Genomic DNA, 15,710 nt, shown 5'->3' on the forward strand with positions numbered 1-15,710 from the left:
TCGCAACAGGAGCGAAACAACTGTGGCCGTAAAGATCCGGCTCCTGCGGATGGGCAAGATCCGCAACCCGCAGTACCGCATCGTCATCGCCGACTCGCGCACCAAGCGTGACGGTCGGGCGATCGAGTTCGTCGGGGTTTACCAGCCCAAGGAAGACCCCTCGATCATCGAGGTCAAGTCGGAGCGGGTCCAGTACTGGCTGTCCGTCGGCGCTCAGCCGAGCGAGGCGGTGCAGCGGTTGCTGGAGCTGACCGGTGACTGGCAGAAGTACAAGGGCCTGCCGGCCCCGCCGCCGCTCCTGGTCGCCCCCGAGCGGGCCGACCGCAAGGCGGCGTACGAGGCTGAGGCCAAGGCCGCCGCCGGGCTCGCCCCGGAGACCCCGGCCAAGCCGGCCAAGAAGGCCGCCAAGGCTGCCGAGGCTCCGAAGGCTGAGGCTCCGGCCGAGGCGCCGAAGACCGAGGCTCCGGCCGAGGCCCCGGCCGCTGCCGACGCCGGTGAGCAGGCCTGACATGCCACTGCGTCCGGCGTTGGAGCACCTGGTCAAGGGCATCGTCGACCACCCGGATGACGTCCGGGTGCGGATGGTCGATTCCCGTCGGGGCAAGCGGCTCGAAGTCCGCGTGCACCCCGAGGACCTCGGCACTGTGATCGGGCGGTCCGGCCGGACCGCCAAGGCGCTGCGCCAGGTGATCGGCTCCATCGGCGGCCGCGGGGTTCGCGTCGACATCGTCGACTCGTACTGATGCAGCTCGTCATCGGAAGGATCGGCAAGCCGCACGGTGTCCGCGGTGAGGTCACCGTGGAAGTGCGGACCGACGAGCCTGAAGCACGGTTCGCCCCGGGTTCGGTGCTGCGCACCGAACCCGGGGCAACACCCCCGCCAACCACCGATGAGCCCGGGGTGCCGTTCCGGGTTCCCGCCGAGCTGACAATCGAGGAAGCCCGCTTCCACCAGGGGCGGGTGCTCGTCGCGTTCGAGGGCATTCCGGACCGCAACACCGCCGAGGCACTGCGCGGGACACTGCTCGTGGTGGACAGCGCCGACGTGGCCCCGCCGGACGACCCGGAGGAGTTCCACGACCACCAGTTGGTCGGGTTGGCAGTGGTGACCCCGGCCGGCGAACGGCTGGGCGAGGTCGCCCGGATCGACCACGCGCCCTCCTCGGACCTGCTGGTGCTGCGACGCCCCGAGGGGCGTACCGCGTTGATCCCGTTCGTCCGGGCGATCGTTCCGGAGGTCGACCTGGCCGGTGGACGTGTGATCGTCGACCCGCCGGCCGGACTGCTCGATCTTTAGGACCACCCCCATGCGCGTCGACGTCGTGTCGATCTTTCCGGAGTACTTCGCCCCGCTGGACCTGTCGCTGATCGGGCGGGCGCGGGCCAACGGCGTACTCCAGCTTGCCGTGCACGACCTGCGGACCTGGACCCACGACGTGCACCGCACCGTCGACGACACCCCCTACGGTGGCGGGCCGGGGATGGTGATGCGCCCGGAGCCGTGGGGTGAGGCGCTGGACGCGCTCGCGCCGGCCGAGGCCCCGCCGCCCCGGCTGCTGGTGCCGTCGCCGGCCGGCGCCCCGTTCACGCAGGCCATGGCGTACGAGTTGGCGGCCGAGTCGCACCTGCTCTTCGCCTGCGGCCGGTACGAGGGCATCGACCAGCGGGTGTTGGCGCACGCCGCCACCCGGATGCCGGTCACCGAGGTCTCGCTCGGTGACTACGTGCTCTTCGGCGGCGAGGTCGCGGTCCTGGTGATGCTGGAGGCGGTCACCCGGCTGCTGCCGGGCGTGCTGGGCAACGCGGGCTCGTTGGACGAGGAGTCGCACGCGCACGGGCTGCTGGAGGCGCCGATCTACACCAAGCCGCCGAGCTGGCGCGGGCACGACGTGCCGGAGGTGCTCCGCTCCGGTGACCACGGCAAGATCGCTCGCTGGCGGCGCGAGGAGGGTCTGCTGCGGACCGCGGCCCGTCGCCCGGATCTGCTCGACGCGCTGCCGGCGGATCGGCTCGACAAACGGGACATCGCGGCCCTGGACCGGGCCGGATTTCAGCTGCCACCGGGGGATGTGGCAAAGTAGGGGGGTTGCCGCATCCGTCCGCGCCCGTGGACGGCTGCGAGGATCACCGACCGGGGTCGGCCCGCCGACCACCACCCGGGGATCAGAATCACCCACCCGCGCACCGAGTGACGGTGCGCCGTGAGCCTTACGAGGACGCAGCGATGAACATCCTGGACGCCCTTGACGCCCAGTCGAAGCGGACCGACCTTCCCGACTTCCGGGCCGGTGACACCGTCAAGGTGCACGCCCGCGTCGTCGAGGGCAACCGGTCCCGTGTCCAGATCTTCCAGGGCGTCGTGATCCGCCGCCAGGGTGACGGTCTGCGCGAGACCTTCTCGGTCCGCAAGGTCAGCTTCGGCGTCGGCGTTGAGCGGACCTACCCGATCAACGGCCCGGGCATCGACCGGATCGAGGTCGTGACCCGCGGTGACGTGCGTCGCGCCAAGCTCTACTACCTGCGCGAGCTGCGCGGCAAGAAGGCCAAGATCAAGGAGAAGCGGGAGAAGCAGCCCAGCTGACTTCCCGTTCGCCACGCCGCCTGAGCTGCGCGTATGCCGTAACGACCAGATCGCACTACCCTGGTCGTCACGGGCGCAGCACGGCGGCGGGCCCGCCCACGTGGGCGGGTAGCCGTCCACTGCCGCCCGTGGAGCCTCGACGAGGCTCCCGGGCGGTGGTGTTTCTGCGGACCGGGGAGTGGCGTGGTGCAGACGCTTGACGAGGACGGCACCGTCGATCCGTGGCGCCGACGCGCCCGCCGTGGCCGCCGGCAGATGCCGCTCTGGCAGGAGCTTCCGCTGCTGCTGGTGGTGGCGTTCTGCCTCGCGGTGCTGATCCGCACCTTCCTGCTCCAGGCGTTCTTCATCCCGTCCGGCTCGATGGAGGACACGCTCCTCATCGGCGACCGGGTGCTTGTCAACAAGGTCGTCTACGACGTCCGTGACCCGGTCCGTGGCGAGGTGGTGGTCTTCCGGGGCACCGACCGCTGGGCGCCGCAGGTCGACGAGCAGCCGGAGCCGGGCTTCGCCGGCAAGCTGACCCGGACCGTCGGCGACCTGGTCGGTGTGAGCCGACCCGGCGAGAAGGACTTCATCAAGCGGGTGATCGGTCTACCCGGCGACCGGGTCAAGTGCTGCGACAGCCAGGGGCGGGTGACAGTCAACGGCACGCCGCTCGACGAGCCGTACGTCCTGCGGGACTCCCCGCTGGACCTGCCGCCCAACCCGTCGGAGTGCCGCTCCCGGCGCTTCGACGAGGTCGTCGTACCCCCGGGTCAGATCTTCGTGATGGGCGACCACCGTGAGGTCTCCCAGGACGCGCGCTGCCAGGGCCCGGTGCCGATCGACAACGTGGTCGGCCGGGCCTTCATGGTGGTCTGGCCCTCGTCGCGGTGGAACCCGCTGTCGGTGCCGGCGACCTTCGACGACGTGCCCGATCCGGGCGCCGCGTCCTCCGGCGCGCCCCCGGTGCGACCGACCCCGCAGGGCGGTGTGCTGCTGATCCTCCCGTTGGCGGCCGCGCTACGTGCTTCCCGCGCGTTCCGGTCGGTGACGTCCAGTTCGGCAACGTAGGCTCCTTGGCGTGATTGACGAGCAGACCGACAAGCCGCGCAGCTCCTTCTGGAAGGAGCTGCCGATCCTGCTGGGTGTGGCGATCCTGGTCGCGGTGCTGGTCCGCGCCTTCGTGCTGCAGACCTTCTTCATCCCCTCCCCGTCCATGGAAAACACCCTCAAGATCGATGACCGGGTGCTGGTCAACAAGCTGGTCTACGATTTCCGATCGCCGCACCGCGGCGAGGTGATCGTTTTCAAGGCGCCGATCGAGTGGAGCGGCAACCCCGACGGCGAGGACTTCATCAAGCGGGTGATCGGCACCCCCGGTGACCACGTGGTCTGCTGCGACCCGCAGGAACGGCTGATGATCAACGGCAAGTCGCTCGACGAGCCGTACATCTTCTCCATGGACGGCGTCCGCGACAAGCCGGCCGACCAGGAGTTCGACATCACCGTGCCGAAGGGCCGGCTGTGGGTCATGGGTGACCACCGCTCGGCTTCCGGTGACTCTCTGGAGCACTGGCAGCAGTCCGGGCAGAACATCACCGAGGCGACCATCCCCGAGGACGACGTGGTCGGGCGGGCGTTCACCGTCTTCTGGCCGGTCAGCCGGGCCACCTGGCTGACGGTGCCCGATCAGTTCGACGGCATTCCCAAGCCGTAGCCCGGTGGGGCGTGGGCGATCCGCCGTCGGTCTGGCAGGCTGGGGCGGTGAACGTGAGCGCGAGGAGTGAGCTTGCGAGCCCCGCAGCCGCGAGCAGCGGCGACCGGGTCCACACCCCGCGACGCGCGGCCCGCGTGCTGCTCGTCGACGCGGCCGGCCAGGTCCTGCTGTTCGAGGGGTTCGACCCGGCTCGACCAGGGCACCGCTACTGGTTCACGCCGGGCGGCGGGCTCGATCCGGGGGAGGTCCCGGCGGTGGGCGCGGCTCGGGAGTTGGCCGAGGAGACCGGGCTGCGGCTCGACCCGGCCGAGTTGGGCGAGCCGGTCTGGTCCGACACGACCGAGTTCTCGTTCGACGGCACGTGGTATCGCCAGGTGCAGGATTTCTTCCTCCTCCGGGTGCCGTCCTGGCAGGTGGACACGGCTGGCTTCAACGACGTCGAGCAGCGCAGCATCGCCGGCCACCGCTGGTGGCTTCCCGACGACCTGGCGGCCAGCGGCGAACGCTTCTACCCCGCCGAGCTGCCCGCCCTGCTGACCCGGCTGGAGCAGTCGACCGCCATCGACCCGGATGAGGCGTCGTGCTGACCCCACCGCGCACCGTCGTGCGCCGCGAGGCCGGCCTGTACGCCCTGGAACGGGCGCTGCAACGGCGCGGCTTCCGACAGGTCGCCGGTGCCGACGAGGCGGGCCGGGGCGCCTGTGCCGGCCCGCTGGTCGCCGCCGCCGCCATCCTGCCCGAAGGCCGGCGCGGCGAGATCGAGGGGCTGGCCGACTCGAAGCTGCTCACCCCGGCCAGCCGGGAACGGGTGTACGCCGAGGTGGTGGACCGCGCGCTCGCGTACGCCGTGGTGGTCATCCCCGCCGAGGAGGTCGACGCCCGAGGGCTGCACGTGTGCAACCTGGCCGCGATGCGCCGGGCGCTCGCCTCGCTCAGCACCCGGCCGGAGTACGTGCTGACCGACGGCTTCGGCGTGGACGGCCTGGGCGTGCCGGGGCTGGCGGTGTGGAAGGGGGACCGGGTGGCGGCGTGCGTCGCGGCGGCCAGCGTCCTTGCCAAGGTCACCCGGGACCGGATGATGGTGGAGCTGGACGAGGTGTTCCCGGCGTACGGCTTCGCCGAGCACAAGGGTTACATCACCCCGGAGCACTCGGCGGCGCTGCGCGAGCACGGGCCGTGCCGGGAGCACCGGTTCTCGTACGTCAATGTCGCAGCGGTCTCCGGCCGTGACGGACGGCCACCGCGTGCCAGACGTCCCGGCGGTCCCGGGCGGGAAGAGCCGATGGAGCGCTCCGGGGCGTCAGGGGGTACCGTCGGCGTGGCGTTGGGCGAGCAGCCTCGGCCTCCGACGCCGGTGGGGGAAGATGTGGCCATGGAAGGCGGAGTGCGATGAGCGCGGAAGATCTCGAGAAGTACGAGACCGAGATGGAGCTGCAGCTCTACCGGGAGTACCGCGACATTGTCCGCCAATTCTCGTACGTGGTGGAGACGGAGCGTCGGTTCTACCTGGCCAACCAGGTCGACCTGCACGTGCGCAACTCCGACGGCGAGGTCTACTTCGAGGTCGAGATGCACGACGCCTGGGTGTGGGACATGTACCGTCCTGCCCGTTTCGTCAAGAACGTCCGGGTGATGACCTTCAAGGACGTCAACGTCGAGGAGTTGGAGAAGCCCGACATCTCGTTGCCCGCCGACTCCGGCTTCGGCGGCTGACCGCAGCCACGCCGCTCGGCCGCGCCACGGGCCCCCCACCCGTGGCGCCGCACCTGCCGGTCACTCGGCCGGCACCACGACCTCGACCCGCTGCACCAGGTTGTTGGCGAAGCCGCCACGGTTCCACGGCTGCTCGACCGGCTGGGTCCGCCCGGACGCGTCGGTCGCCCGCGCACCGAGCACGTACCGGCCCGGGGTGGCGGTCCACTCGTACCGCCAGCGCCGCCAGGCGAAGTCGCCGCCGTCCGCCGGGTCCAGGTCGGCCGGCGACCAGGTCTGCCCACCGTCGGTGGTGACCTCCACGGCGACCACCGGCGCGTGCCCCGACCAAGCCCGACCGTCCACCGTGCACCCGCCGGGCCGCACGACCCGGCGACGGGACATGAAGTCGGGAAAGCCGGGCGGTCGGACCAGCGCACGCGGCTCGATCCGGGTCACCGGGACACCCGGGTCGTCGGCGTCGGTGCGCACCCGGTAGGCGACCGCGTTCTGATAACCCTCGAACGGCTCGGTCCGGACCTCGATCGAGTGGACCCACTTCACGTGCGCCATGCCGTACCAGCCCGGCACGATCAGCCGCAGCGGCGCGCCGTGCTGCGGCAGCAGGGGAGCGCCGTTCATCTCGTACGCCAGCAGCACCTCCTCGCGCAGCGCGTCGGCGACCGGCAGCGCCCGCTGGTAGTCCTGCTCGATCCCGCGCTCGACGCCGTGGTCGGCGCCGGTGAAGACCACGTCCACCGCGTCCGGGTCGAGGCCCGCCTCCCGCAGCAGCGGCGCCAGGGGGGTGCCGGTCCACTCGGCGTTGCCGACCGCCTCGACAAGCCACGGCTGGCTGACCGGCCGAGGATGCAGCAGGGCCCGGCCGTTGCCGGCGCACTCCAACGTGACCCGGTGGGTGACCCGCGGCCGCTCGCGCAGCTCGGCGAGCGTGACCGTCAGCGGCCGGTCCACCGCGCCGCCGATGGTCAGCGTGTGCGTCGCCGGGTCCAGCTCCGGAATGTCGTAGTGGATGAGCAGGTAGTGCAGCCCGGCCGGGGTGACGTCGTAGCGCAGCGCCTCCAACGGGATGCCGTGGTTGCGGGCGGCGAGCTGCAACTCCTCGGCGCTGATCGCCTCGTCCGGCCCCGCGAGCCGGGACGGGCCGCTCACGTCGGCCACCGTCGGCGTCCGGTCATCGACAGTGGTCATGCCTGTGCCTCCCCGGTCCACACGGCGGCACCCGCCGTACGCGGCCCAGCCTAGGCCCTCCGTCTGTGCCGGAAAACGGTCCGGTGGCGGTGGTGGGCGGGGCACTGCAACGACGGGACCGTTGGCGGATCGGGCCGAGCGGACGGTGACTGTTCCAGTCCGTGACAAACATCACGAGCGGACGGCCTTGTCGCGCGGTGGCCGCTGTGCAGGGGCTGACGTCGAGGGGCGGTTTCGGTAGGTCACGCCGCCGTCAACCTGGGCAACATTCATCGTGCCTCACGTCATGCCTGGCATTCCCAGACTGCTGCTTAAGGTCCGTTTAGGAGCGGTATCGGCGACCGAATATCCATGATCCGATCGGACGTCAAGAGATTGAAAGCGGTAAACCGTCTTCGTACGCTTCCGCTCGCCTCACAGCGGGCCGGAAAACGGGGAGGGTGTCGTGCAGACGCATCATCGGCAGTCACGCGTGTTCATCACCTTGGCCGGGGAGGGCTGTGCGGCGTGGGTACGCCGCCTGTCGCTCTTCCTGATCCTGGTGCTGGTGGCCACGATGTCGGACGTACCCGCTCGGCCGGTGCCGCCGGCTGCGGCGTCGGCACCGAAACCGGCACCGAAGCCGAAGTGTCCCGACGACCGCGCCGACGAGGTGTCGGCGGCGATCGCCGCGAAGCTCTGCGATTCCCGGGTCGAGGCGACGAACCGACGGACCGAGACGACGCAGGTCTTCGCCAACCCGGACGGCACCCTGACGGAGGAGCAGGCACTCGCCCCGGTGCGGGTGCGCCGGGGAGACCAGTGGGTGCCGGTCGACCTCACCCTGCAGCGCAGGTCGGACGGCTCGGTGGCGCCGATCGCGCACCCCCTCGCGCTGACGTTCGCCGGCGCGGCCTCGGGCGCTGGCGAACACGAGGTGGTGAAGGTTGGTGAGGGCGCAGACCAGGCAGGGCTGGCCTGGACCGGCGTGCTGCCGGAGCCGGTGCTCGACGGCCGCACGATCACCTACCCCGACGTACGACCGGGTGTCGACCTGGTGTTCCACGCGCACGCCACGGGCTACGAGCAGCACTTCGTGGTCAAGGACCGGACCGGGCTGACGCAGGTGCGGAAGCTGTCGCTGCCGCTGCGTACCGGTCAACTCACCGCCGCCACCGACGGCATGGGTGGACTGCTGTTCAAGGACCGCCGCGGTCGGCAGGTGGGCCGGGCCCAGACGCCGTTGATGTGGGACGCCGAGGTGGCCCCGCAGTCCGGCGAGCGCCTCAACCACGCCCCGGTCGCGTTGCGCGCCGTCGCGGCCGGCAAGGGTCGTACCGTCATGGAGTTGACGCCGGACAAGGCGTTCCTGGCACAGCCCGACCTGACCTTCCCGGTGACGATCGACCCGCCGACCTCGCTGTCCCCGTCGTTCGACGCCTTCGTACAGAACACCTACTCCAGCGACCAGTCCGGCTCGGCGGACCTGAAGCTGGGTTACTCGAACGACGGTGGCTCGTTCACCGCCCGGTCCTACCTCCGGTTCAACACCAGCGGCTTCGCCGGCAGTCGGGTGATCTCGGCAAAGCTGCGGCTGTGGAACTACCACTCCTGGTCGTGCACGGCCGGGTCCTGGGAGGCGTGGCGGACCGACTATGTCGACTCCTCCGTGCGGTGGACGAACCAGCCGACCGCACGGGCGAAGGTGGGCACCTCCACCGAGACCCGGGGTTACAGCTCGTCCTGTGGCGCCGGCTACGTCTACGTCGAGGTCGGCGGGGCCTTGCAGTACGCGGCAGACACCAGCGCGTCCAGCGCGAGTGTGATGCTGCGGGCCACGTCCGAGACGTCCACCTCCGGCTGGAAGCGTTTCGACTCGGCCGAGGGCACCCATCCGCCGCTGGTCTCCATCACCTACAACAGCGCGCCGTCGGTGCCGTCGGCACTGGCTGCCGCGCCCTGCTACACCGCCTGCGGTTCCGGTGCCCGGACGGCCTCGCTGCGGCCCACCCTGTCGGCGAAGCTGGCCGACGCCAACGCCGGGCAGACCCTGCAGGCCGAGTTCGTGGTGCGGAACAAGAGCACCCAGGCCGTCGTATCCTCGTCCGGCCTGCGATCGGGCAGTCCCGCCTGGACCAACGGCTCCACCGCCTCCTGGCAGGTGCCTGTCGACCTGGTAAACGGCGACCAGTACGAGTGGCAGGTCCGGGCCAAGGACCCGTACGCGTACGGCACCTCGACGGCGTGGACCCCGCTGACCGTGGACACCACGAAGCCGGGCGTTCCCTTCGTGGCGGCGACGATCTACCTCAACGACGCCCAGCCGCACGGCGGCGCGGGCCAGGCGGACACGTTCACCTTCACCCCAGCGTCGGGCAGCACCGACCTCGCGGCCTTCGTCTACAAGTTCGACTACGACACGGCGGCGACCACGGTGGCCGCCACCGGGGCGAAGTCGGTCACGCTCAGCCCTCGGGACGGGCACCGCACCCTGACCGTGCAGGCCAAGGACTCGGCCGGCAACCTCTCCGACCTCAACCTCTACGTCTTCGACGCGGGTAACGCGGCGCTTGCCGAACCGCTGCCAGGCGCGACGATCGTCAAGCGGACCAGACTGAGGATCACCACTCCGGTCTCCGGCTACACACGTGCGTACTTCGAATATCGTCGCGGTCCGGGCGGTGCGATCCTGCCGGTGCCCTCGGCGAACCTGACCTCCGCCAGCGGTGCGCCGATCACCGCCACCTCCGCCAGCCCGGTCGGCCTGTCGGTGCTCGGCGGGTACGCGGTCTGGAACGCCACCGACACCCTCGGACTGACCGGCGGGGTCGTCGAGGTGCGGGCCCACCTCTACACCGCCACCGGCACGACGCCGGCGTACACCATCCCCTGGGTGCGGGTCTCCGTCGACTCGAGTGGTGACGGCGCCGCCAGCGACGAGATCGGCGCCGGTTCGGTAAACCTCCTCACCGGTGACTACTCCATCTCCTCGACGGACGCTGACGAACTGGGCCTCTCGGTCGCCCGGGCCACGTCGTCGCGGGACGGGGCCGCCGGCTACCAGCCGATGGCGCAGCGGTTGACCGCCAACCAGCAGCAGGTCTCGACCGACCTGACCGGGTTCACCGTGCCGTCCACCTCCTCGGCGGCGCGTTCCACCGCACGCGGCCAGGGCGAGACCAGCCCGGCCGACTCGTTGGAGATCACCCCGGTCACCACCACGAGCAACGACACCTACGTGGCGGTCGGCGGCGACGGCGGGGCGATGCGGCTGAACATGGCCGCCGGCAGGACGTACCGGATGACCGGCTGGATCCACGTGCCGGGCGCGACCGGGCTGGTGCCGGCGTTCGCGCAGCGTGGCCTGCGCATCGTCGGCTTCACCAAGACCGGCAGCACCTACACCGAGGTCTCCTCGGCAATGGCCGCCTACACCGACGGGTGGCAGGAACTGTCGGTCGACATGACCGTCCCGGCCGGCGCCTCCGAAGCGTTCTTCCGGCTCTACAACGGCATGCAGGGCGGATCCGGCCGGAAGGTCTACTGGGACAACCTGTCGTTCACCGAGGTCGTCGCCCCGTTCGGCCCGGCGTGGACCGGCGGCGCGACCGGCGGCGCAGCGGACATCGAGTACAGCACCGTGACGTTGCCCGAGCCGTCGTTGGCCAGGGTGAACGGCATCGGCGGCGGCTGGATCACCTTCGCCAAGAACACCGACGGCGTGAGCTTCACCCCGGAGCCGGGCGCGGAGGGGATGGTGCTGACCAAGGTCGGCACCACCGCCTACCGGCTGTCGGAACTGGACGGCACCGTCACCGAGTTCACCTCTCAGGGCGGGGTCTGGGCGGCCACGTCGTCGTGGACGCCGGAGTCCGACACCACCTCCCGGTACATCTACGACACGACCGACAGCCGGCTGCTGCTCAAGAAGGTGATCAACCCAGCCGAGCCGGGCGTGGACGACACCAACCACTGCACCACCGCCGTCCCCGCCCGTGGCTGCGAGGTCCTGGAGTACGAGTACGCCACCACCACCACCTCCGGGCTGAGCCAGACGGTGTTCGGTGACTACACCGACCGGGTCTCCGGAGTGAAGCTCTGGGCCTGGGACCCGGACACCTCCGCGACGACCGCCACCCAGGTCACCCGATACGCGTACGACAACCTCGGCCAACTCCGTGAGGTGTGGGATCCCCGGGTGACCCCGGCACTGAAGACCACCTACGAGTACGGGGACGGCCGTGTCACAAAGGTCACCCCGTCCGGCGAGCTGCCGTGGAACTTCGACTACGGCAACCCGGACGTCGACTCCGCCGCGCTGCGCTGGGACCTCGACGCCGGCTCCGGCACCGCCGTCGCCGACTCCTCCGGCAACGGTCGCAACGGCACCATGGCCAGCGGCGTCTCCTGGGGTCAGGGCAATGACCCGGACAATCCGGCCGACCGGGCCTCGGTGTTCACCGGCGGCACCGGCCAGCAGATCAGCGTCGCCGGCACCGCCCTGTCCAACACCGCCTCCTACACCGTCTCCGCCTGGGTGCGGATCAAGGACAAGTCCGTCAATCGCACCGCGGTGTCCAAGGACGGCTCCCGGACCAGCGGCCTGTTCCTGAACTACGTCGCCGCCGAGGACAGGTTCGCGTTCTCCCGGGTGACCTCGGACAGCGACAGCGCGACCCCGGTTCGGGCAATCGCCAACAGCGCCGCCGTGGCGGGCAAATGGACCCACCTGACCGGCGTCTACGACACCGCCAGTGCCAAGATGAAGCTCTACGTCAACGGCGTGCTGCAGAGCACCACCGCGGCCACCGGTGGCTGGAACGCCAGCGGCAACTACGTGATTGGTCGGGCCAAGTGGGCCGGCGCCGCCTCGAACAACTGGGACGGCGAGATCGACGACGTCCGCGTCTACGGAAAGGCGCTCACCGACCAGCAGGTCACCCGCCTCTCCGGAGACGAGAACGCCGGACAGTTGCTGAAGGTCCGCCGGGCCGCGCTCCAGCAGGGTTCAAAGACCGCCACCGACGGTGAGATCGCCACGAACGTGGTCTACAACGTGCCGTTGACCAAGGCCGCCGGCGGTCCGTACGACCTGAACTCGGCGGCCATCTCGAGTTGGGGTCAGGTCGACCTGCCCACCGACGCGACCGCCGTGTTCGGTCCCGAGGACAACCCCGGCCGCAACGCCGCGACCCCGTCCAGCCCGGGAAGCAACGGCTACCCGTACGCCACCGTGCACTACCTCAACGCCGGCGGCCAGGAGGTCAACACGGCCAGCCCGGGTGGTCACATCGACACCGCCGAGTACGACAGGTTCGGCAACGTGGTCCGCACCCTGGAGGCCACCGACCGGGAACTGGCCCTCGGCACGTTCCAGGGTGCCACGGCCTACCTCGACGAATTGGGCCTGGCCGGCTCGGACACCGCCAGTAGAGCGCTGGCGCTCTCCACCATCAGCACGTACAGCAGCGACGGTGTCGATCTCCTCGAATCCGTCGGGCCCACCTCGACACTGGTTCTGGAGAACCCCGTGGCCGATCCGGACGGCACCGGGCCGGTGGAGGCGATCCCGGCCGGCGCGACGGTGATCGGCCGTTCGCACGCCGTCAACAAATACGACGAGGGTAAGCCCGACGGGGCCACCTACCACCTGGTGACCACGGAGAGCGAGGGCGCACAGATCGTCGGCTATCCGGACGCCGACGTCCGGGTGTCGAAGAATTTTTACGACGCCGAGTACGGCGGTGTGTCCGGCTGGACGTTGAAGTCCCCGAACAAGGTGGTCGCGGACGCCGGAGCAGGCGGTCAGAACCTGACCGGGTACGTGGTCCGCAACGCCAGCGGTCAGGTGCTCAAGTCCTGGGGTATTGGCTCCACCGGCTCGGACGCGATGGCAACCGAGGTCATCTACTACTCCTCCGGGGCCAACGCCCGGGACGACGCGTGCGCCAACCGGCCCGAGTGGGCCGGCGAGCCCTGCGTCACCCGGGCGGTCGGAGCGGTCACCGGGCACGACCCGGCCCGGATGACCACCAACCTTCCGGTTCGGCGGATCAACTCCTACACCCGGTACGGCGACGAGGCCGTGGTGTCCGAGACGTCGGCTGGCAAGACCCGTACGACGACCACGCAGTACGACGCGGCCACGCGCGTGACCAGCACACAGGTCAGCTCCGACGAGGGCGTACCGGTGCCGGCGGTGACCACCGCCTACAGCCCGACGTCCGGCGACGTCACCGTCACCACGATGGGCACCTCGACGATCACCCGCGAGTACGACCTGCTCGGCCGGCTGGCGTCCTACACCGACGCCGACGGCGGCACGACGGTCAACGAGTTCGACCGGTTCGGCAAGTCGGTAAAGGTCTCCGACCCCACCGGGCACTCGACCTTCGCCTACGACCGCGCGGCCGAGCCCCGCGGACTGCTGACCAGCGTCACCGACAGCGTCGCCGGCACGTTCTCGGCGAAATACTCCCCGGACGGCCAACTCACCGAGCTGAAGTACCCGGGAGGGCTGACCCGGACCGACCGGCTCGACGCGAACCTCCAGCCGGTGGAACGGACCTACACCCGCGACTCCGACAACGAGGTCATCTACTCCGAGTCGGTGCAGGAGAACACCGCCGGTCAGTGGGTGAATCACACCTACACCGGCGGCAGCAAGGCCTACCGCTACGACCGGCTGGGACGACTGACGCGTGCCCAGCACGACAGCGCCATCACCGGCGGCTGCGTCACCCGCACCTACACCTACGACGACCGGACCAACCGGACCGGGAACTCGCGGTACGCGCCGGCAGCCGACGGCACGTGTGACGAGACCGGCGCCCCCGTGTCCGGCACGCACAGCTACGACACCGCTGACCGGCTCACCGACGCCGGCTACGTGTACGACGCCTTCGGGCGGACCACCACGATGCCGGATGGCCTGACGAACACGTACTTCGCCAACGATCTGGTGCAACGGCAGCAACTCGGCGATTCCCGCCAGACCTGGACGCTGGACCCCGCGCACCGGTTCCGGGCGTTCACCACCGAGACCACTGTCGACGGCAACTGGGTCAACGCCACCTCCAAGCTCAACCACTACGGCGACGACTCCGACGAGCCCCGCTGGATCATCGAGGACACCACGCTGGGCAGCTACACGCGCAACGTGTCCGGCCCCGACGGTGACCTGGCAGCCACCACCTCCGACGCCGGAGACGTCCGACTGCAGTTGTTGAACCTGCACGGCGACGTGGCCGCGACGATCGACACGGCGTTGCTGGAACCTGAGTTCCTTGACTACGACGAGTTCGGTGTGCCGGTGGCGGGGCAGGCCGACCAGCGGTATGGCTGGCTCGGCGGCAAGCAACGCTCCGGCGACGCGATGGGTGACGTCATCCTCATGGGTGTACGCCTCTACTCGCCAGGGATCGGGCGCTTCCTCCAGGTCGACCCGGTCGACGGCGGAAACGCCACGGCCTACGACTACTGCGCCGGGGACCCGGTCAACTGCACCGACCTGGACGGCAAGTTCGGCTGGGGCAGCATCAAGAAGGGCCTGTCCAAGGTCGCCAAGGTCGCGTCGTACGCGTCGATGATCCCGGGGCCGGTCGGCACCCTCGCCGGGGTGGTCTCGGCGGTCTCGTACGCCGCCACCGGTAACTGGCGGGAGGCCGCCTGGGCCGTCGGCGGCGCACTGGCCGCGACCGTGGGAGCGGGCGCGGCGGTCCGTGGAGCCCGCTTCGCGGTCGGCGCCGCGCGGGCCGCTCAGAAGGCCCGGAAGGCCAGCCGGGCGCGACGGTTGTACAAGGGCAGGCATCGAAGCCGCTGCAACTCCTTCACGCCGCAAACCCAGGTGTTGATGGCGGACGGGTCATCGCTGCCCATCTCGGACGTTCAGGTGGGCGACTGGGTGATGGCGGTCGACAGCGCAAGCGGTACGGCTCTGGCCAAGCCCGTCCTCGCGGTGATCAACGGTGTCGGCGCGAAGCACCTGATCGACATCGACCTCGACGAGGGTCAGGGCGGCGTGCTGGAGGCTACGGCTGAGCACCCGCTGTGGGTGGAGGGCGCTGGCTGGACATTCGCCGAGAAGGTGCAGACCGGCGATCGGCTCCGCGCGGCCGACGGAACGACGGTGCAGGTGACCTCCGTTGTGGACCGCGGCTGGGTCCCGGCGCAGACCGTGTACAACCTCAACGTCGGGGATGTGCACACGTACGCTGTCCGGGTCGACGGTGTCGACGTGTTGGCGCACAACGTCAGCGCGTGCGGCAAGCACGGCAATTCACTCGACTGTTCCTGCACCCACTACGTCTACCGGATCGACAAGAACGGGAAGGTGCACAAGTACGGCGAAGGCAAGGGAGACCGGCTCCCGAAGCAGCTCCGGAAGCTCAAGCGCAAGAATCCCAATGACACGTACACCGCCAAGATCCTTCGGGGTGGCATTCCGGGTAAACGTCGAGCGAAGGCGATCGAAGCCCGATTGATCAGAGGGTTCTTCAGGATCTTCGGAGCACGCCCTTCCGGAAACAAAAACTGGCACTAGTTCGGCCT

Annotated in this window: 12 protein-coding genes; 11 read left to right on the plus strand and 1 reads right to left on the minus strand. The window is 70.0% G+C overall.

Annotated features, from left to right (window positions below; genetic code table 11):
* The first annotated feature begins 22 nt into the window (after positions 1–22).
* From rpsP to ACQPWW_RS07540, 10 genes are all read left to right on the plus strand, one after another.
* Positions 23–508 (plus strand): 30S ribosomal protein S16, encoded by a 486-nt coding sequence (gene rpsP, locus ACQPWW_RS07495; RefSeq protein WP_433130457.1) that lies wholly within the window; start codon positions 23–25, stop codon positions 506–508.
* The gene (locus ACQPWW_RS07500) at positions 483–743 is read left to right on the plus strand and encodes an RNA-binding protein (protein ID WP_172862164.1); all 261 of its coding nucleotides are present in this window, start codon (positions 483–485) and stop codon (positions 741–743) included. The genes rpsP and ACQPWW_RS07500 overlap by 26 nt, the downstream gene beginning before the upstream one ends.
* Positions 743–1,297: a ribosome maturation factor RimM gene (rimM, locus tag ACQPWW_RS07505; RefSeq protein ID WP_433130459.1), complete on the plus strand. Its 555-nt coding sequence runs from the start codon at positions 743–745 to the stop codon at positions 1,295–1,297. The genes ACQPWW_RS07500 and rimM overlap by 1 nt, the downstream gene beginning before the upstream one ends.
* A gap of 10 nt (positions 1,298–1,307) precedes the next feature.
* Entirely contained in the window at positions 1,308–2,081 is a 774-nt protein-coding gene (gene trmD, locus ACQPWW_RS07510; protein ID WP_433130461.1) for a tRNA (guanosine(37)-N1)-methyltransferase TrmD, read from the plus strand.
* Positions 2,082–2,224: 143 nt separating this feature from the next.
* On the plus strand, positions 2,225–2,581 hold the full coding sequence (gene rplS, locus ACQPWW_RS07515; RefSeq protein WP_030487486.1) for a 50S ribosomal protein L19: 357 nt from the start codon (positions 2,225–2,227) through the stop codon (positions 2,579–2,581).
* A 183-nt stretch (positions 2,582–2,764) separates the two neighbouring features.
* Positions 2,765–3,634, plus strand: a complete 870-nt coding sequence (gene lepB, locus ACQPWW_RS07520) for a signal peptidase I (RefSeq protein ID WP_433130463.1) — start codon at positions 2,765–2,767, stop codon at positions 3,632–3,634.
* 10 nt (positions 3,635–3,644) lie between these two features.
* A complete protein-coding gene (gene lepB / locus ACQPWW_RS07525) occupies positions 3,645–4,280 on the plus strand; it encodes a signal peptidase I (RefSeq protein WP_433130465.1) in 636 nt (211 codons plus the stop codon).
* Positions 4,281–4,414: 134 nt separating this feature from the next.
* Positions 4,415–4,867 (plus strand): NUDIX hydrolase, encoded by a 453-nt coding sequence (locus tag ACQPWW_RS07530; RefSeq protein WP_433134191.1) that lies wholly within the window; start codon positions 4,415–4,417, stop codon positions 4,865–4,867.
* Positions 4,861–5,673, plus strand: a complete 813-nt coding sequence (locus ACQPWW_RS07535) for a ribonuclease HII (protein WP_433130468.1) — start codon at positions 4,861–4,863, stop codon at positions 5,671–5,673. Before ACQPWW_RS07530 ends, ACQPWW_RS07535 begins: the two co-directional genes overlap by 7 nt.
* Positions 5,670–5,993, plus strand: a complete 324-nt coding sequence (locus tag ACQPWW_RS07540; RefSeq protein ID WP_007075222.1) for a DUF2469 domain-containing protein — start codon at positions 5,670–5,672, stop codon at positions 5,991–5,993. The genes ACQPWW_RS07535 and ACQPWW_RS07540 overlap by 4 nt, the downstream gene beginning before the upstream one ends.
* A gap of 60 nt (positions 5,994–6,053) precedes the next feature.
* Here the strand turns inward: ACQPWW_RS07540 and ACQPWW_RS07545 are convergent, their stop codons facing one another.
* Complete coding sequence (locus ACQPWW_RS07545) at positions 6,054–7,181, minus strand: sulfite oxidase (RefSeq protein ID WP_433130470.1); 1,128 nt, start codon at positions 7,179–7,181, stop codon at positions 6,054–6,056.
* Positions 7,182–7,653: 472 nt separating this feature from the next.
* Between ACQPWW_RS07545 and ACQPWW_RS07550 the strand changes: the two genes are divergently transcribed.
* Entirely contained in the window at positions 7,654–15,702 is an 8,049-nt protein-coding gene (locus tag ACQPWW_RS07550; protein ID WP_433130472.1) for a LamG-like jellyroll fold domain-containing protein, read from the plus strand.
* Positions 15,703–15,710: the final 8 nt, after the last annotated feature.

The sequence above is a fragment of the Micromonospora sp. CA-240977 genome, assembly GCF_050942285.1.
Lineage (GTDB): Bacteria > Actinomycetota > Actinomycetes > Mycobacteriales > Micromonosporaceae > Micromonospora.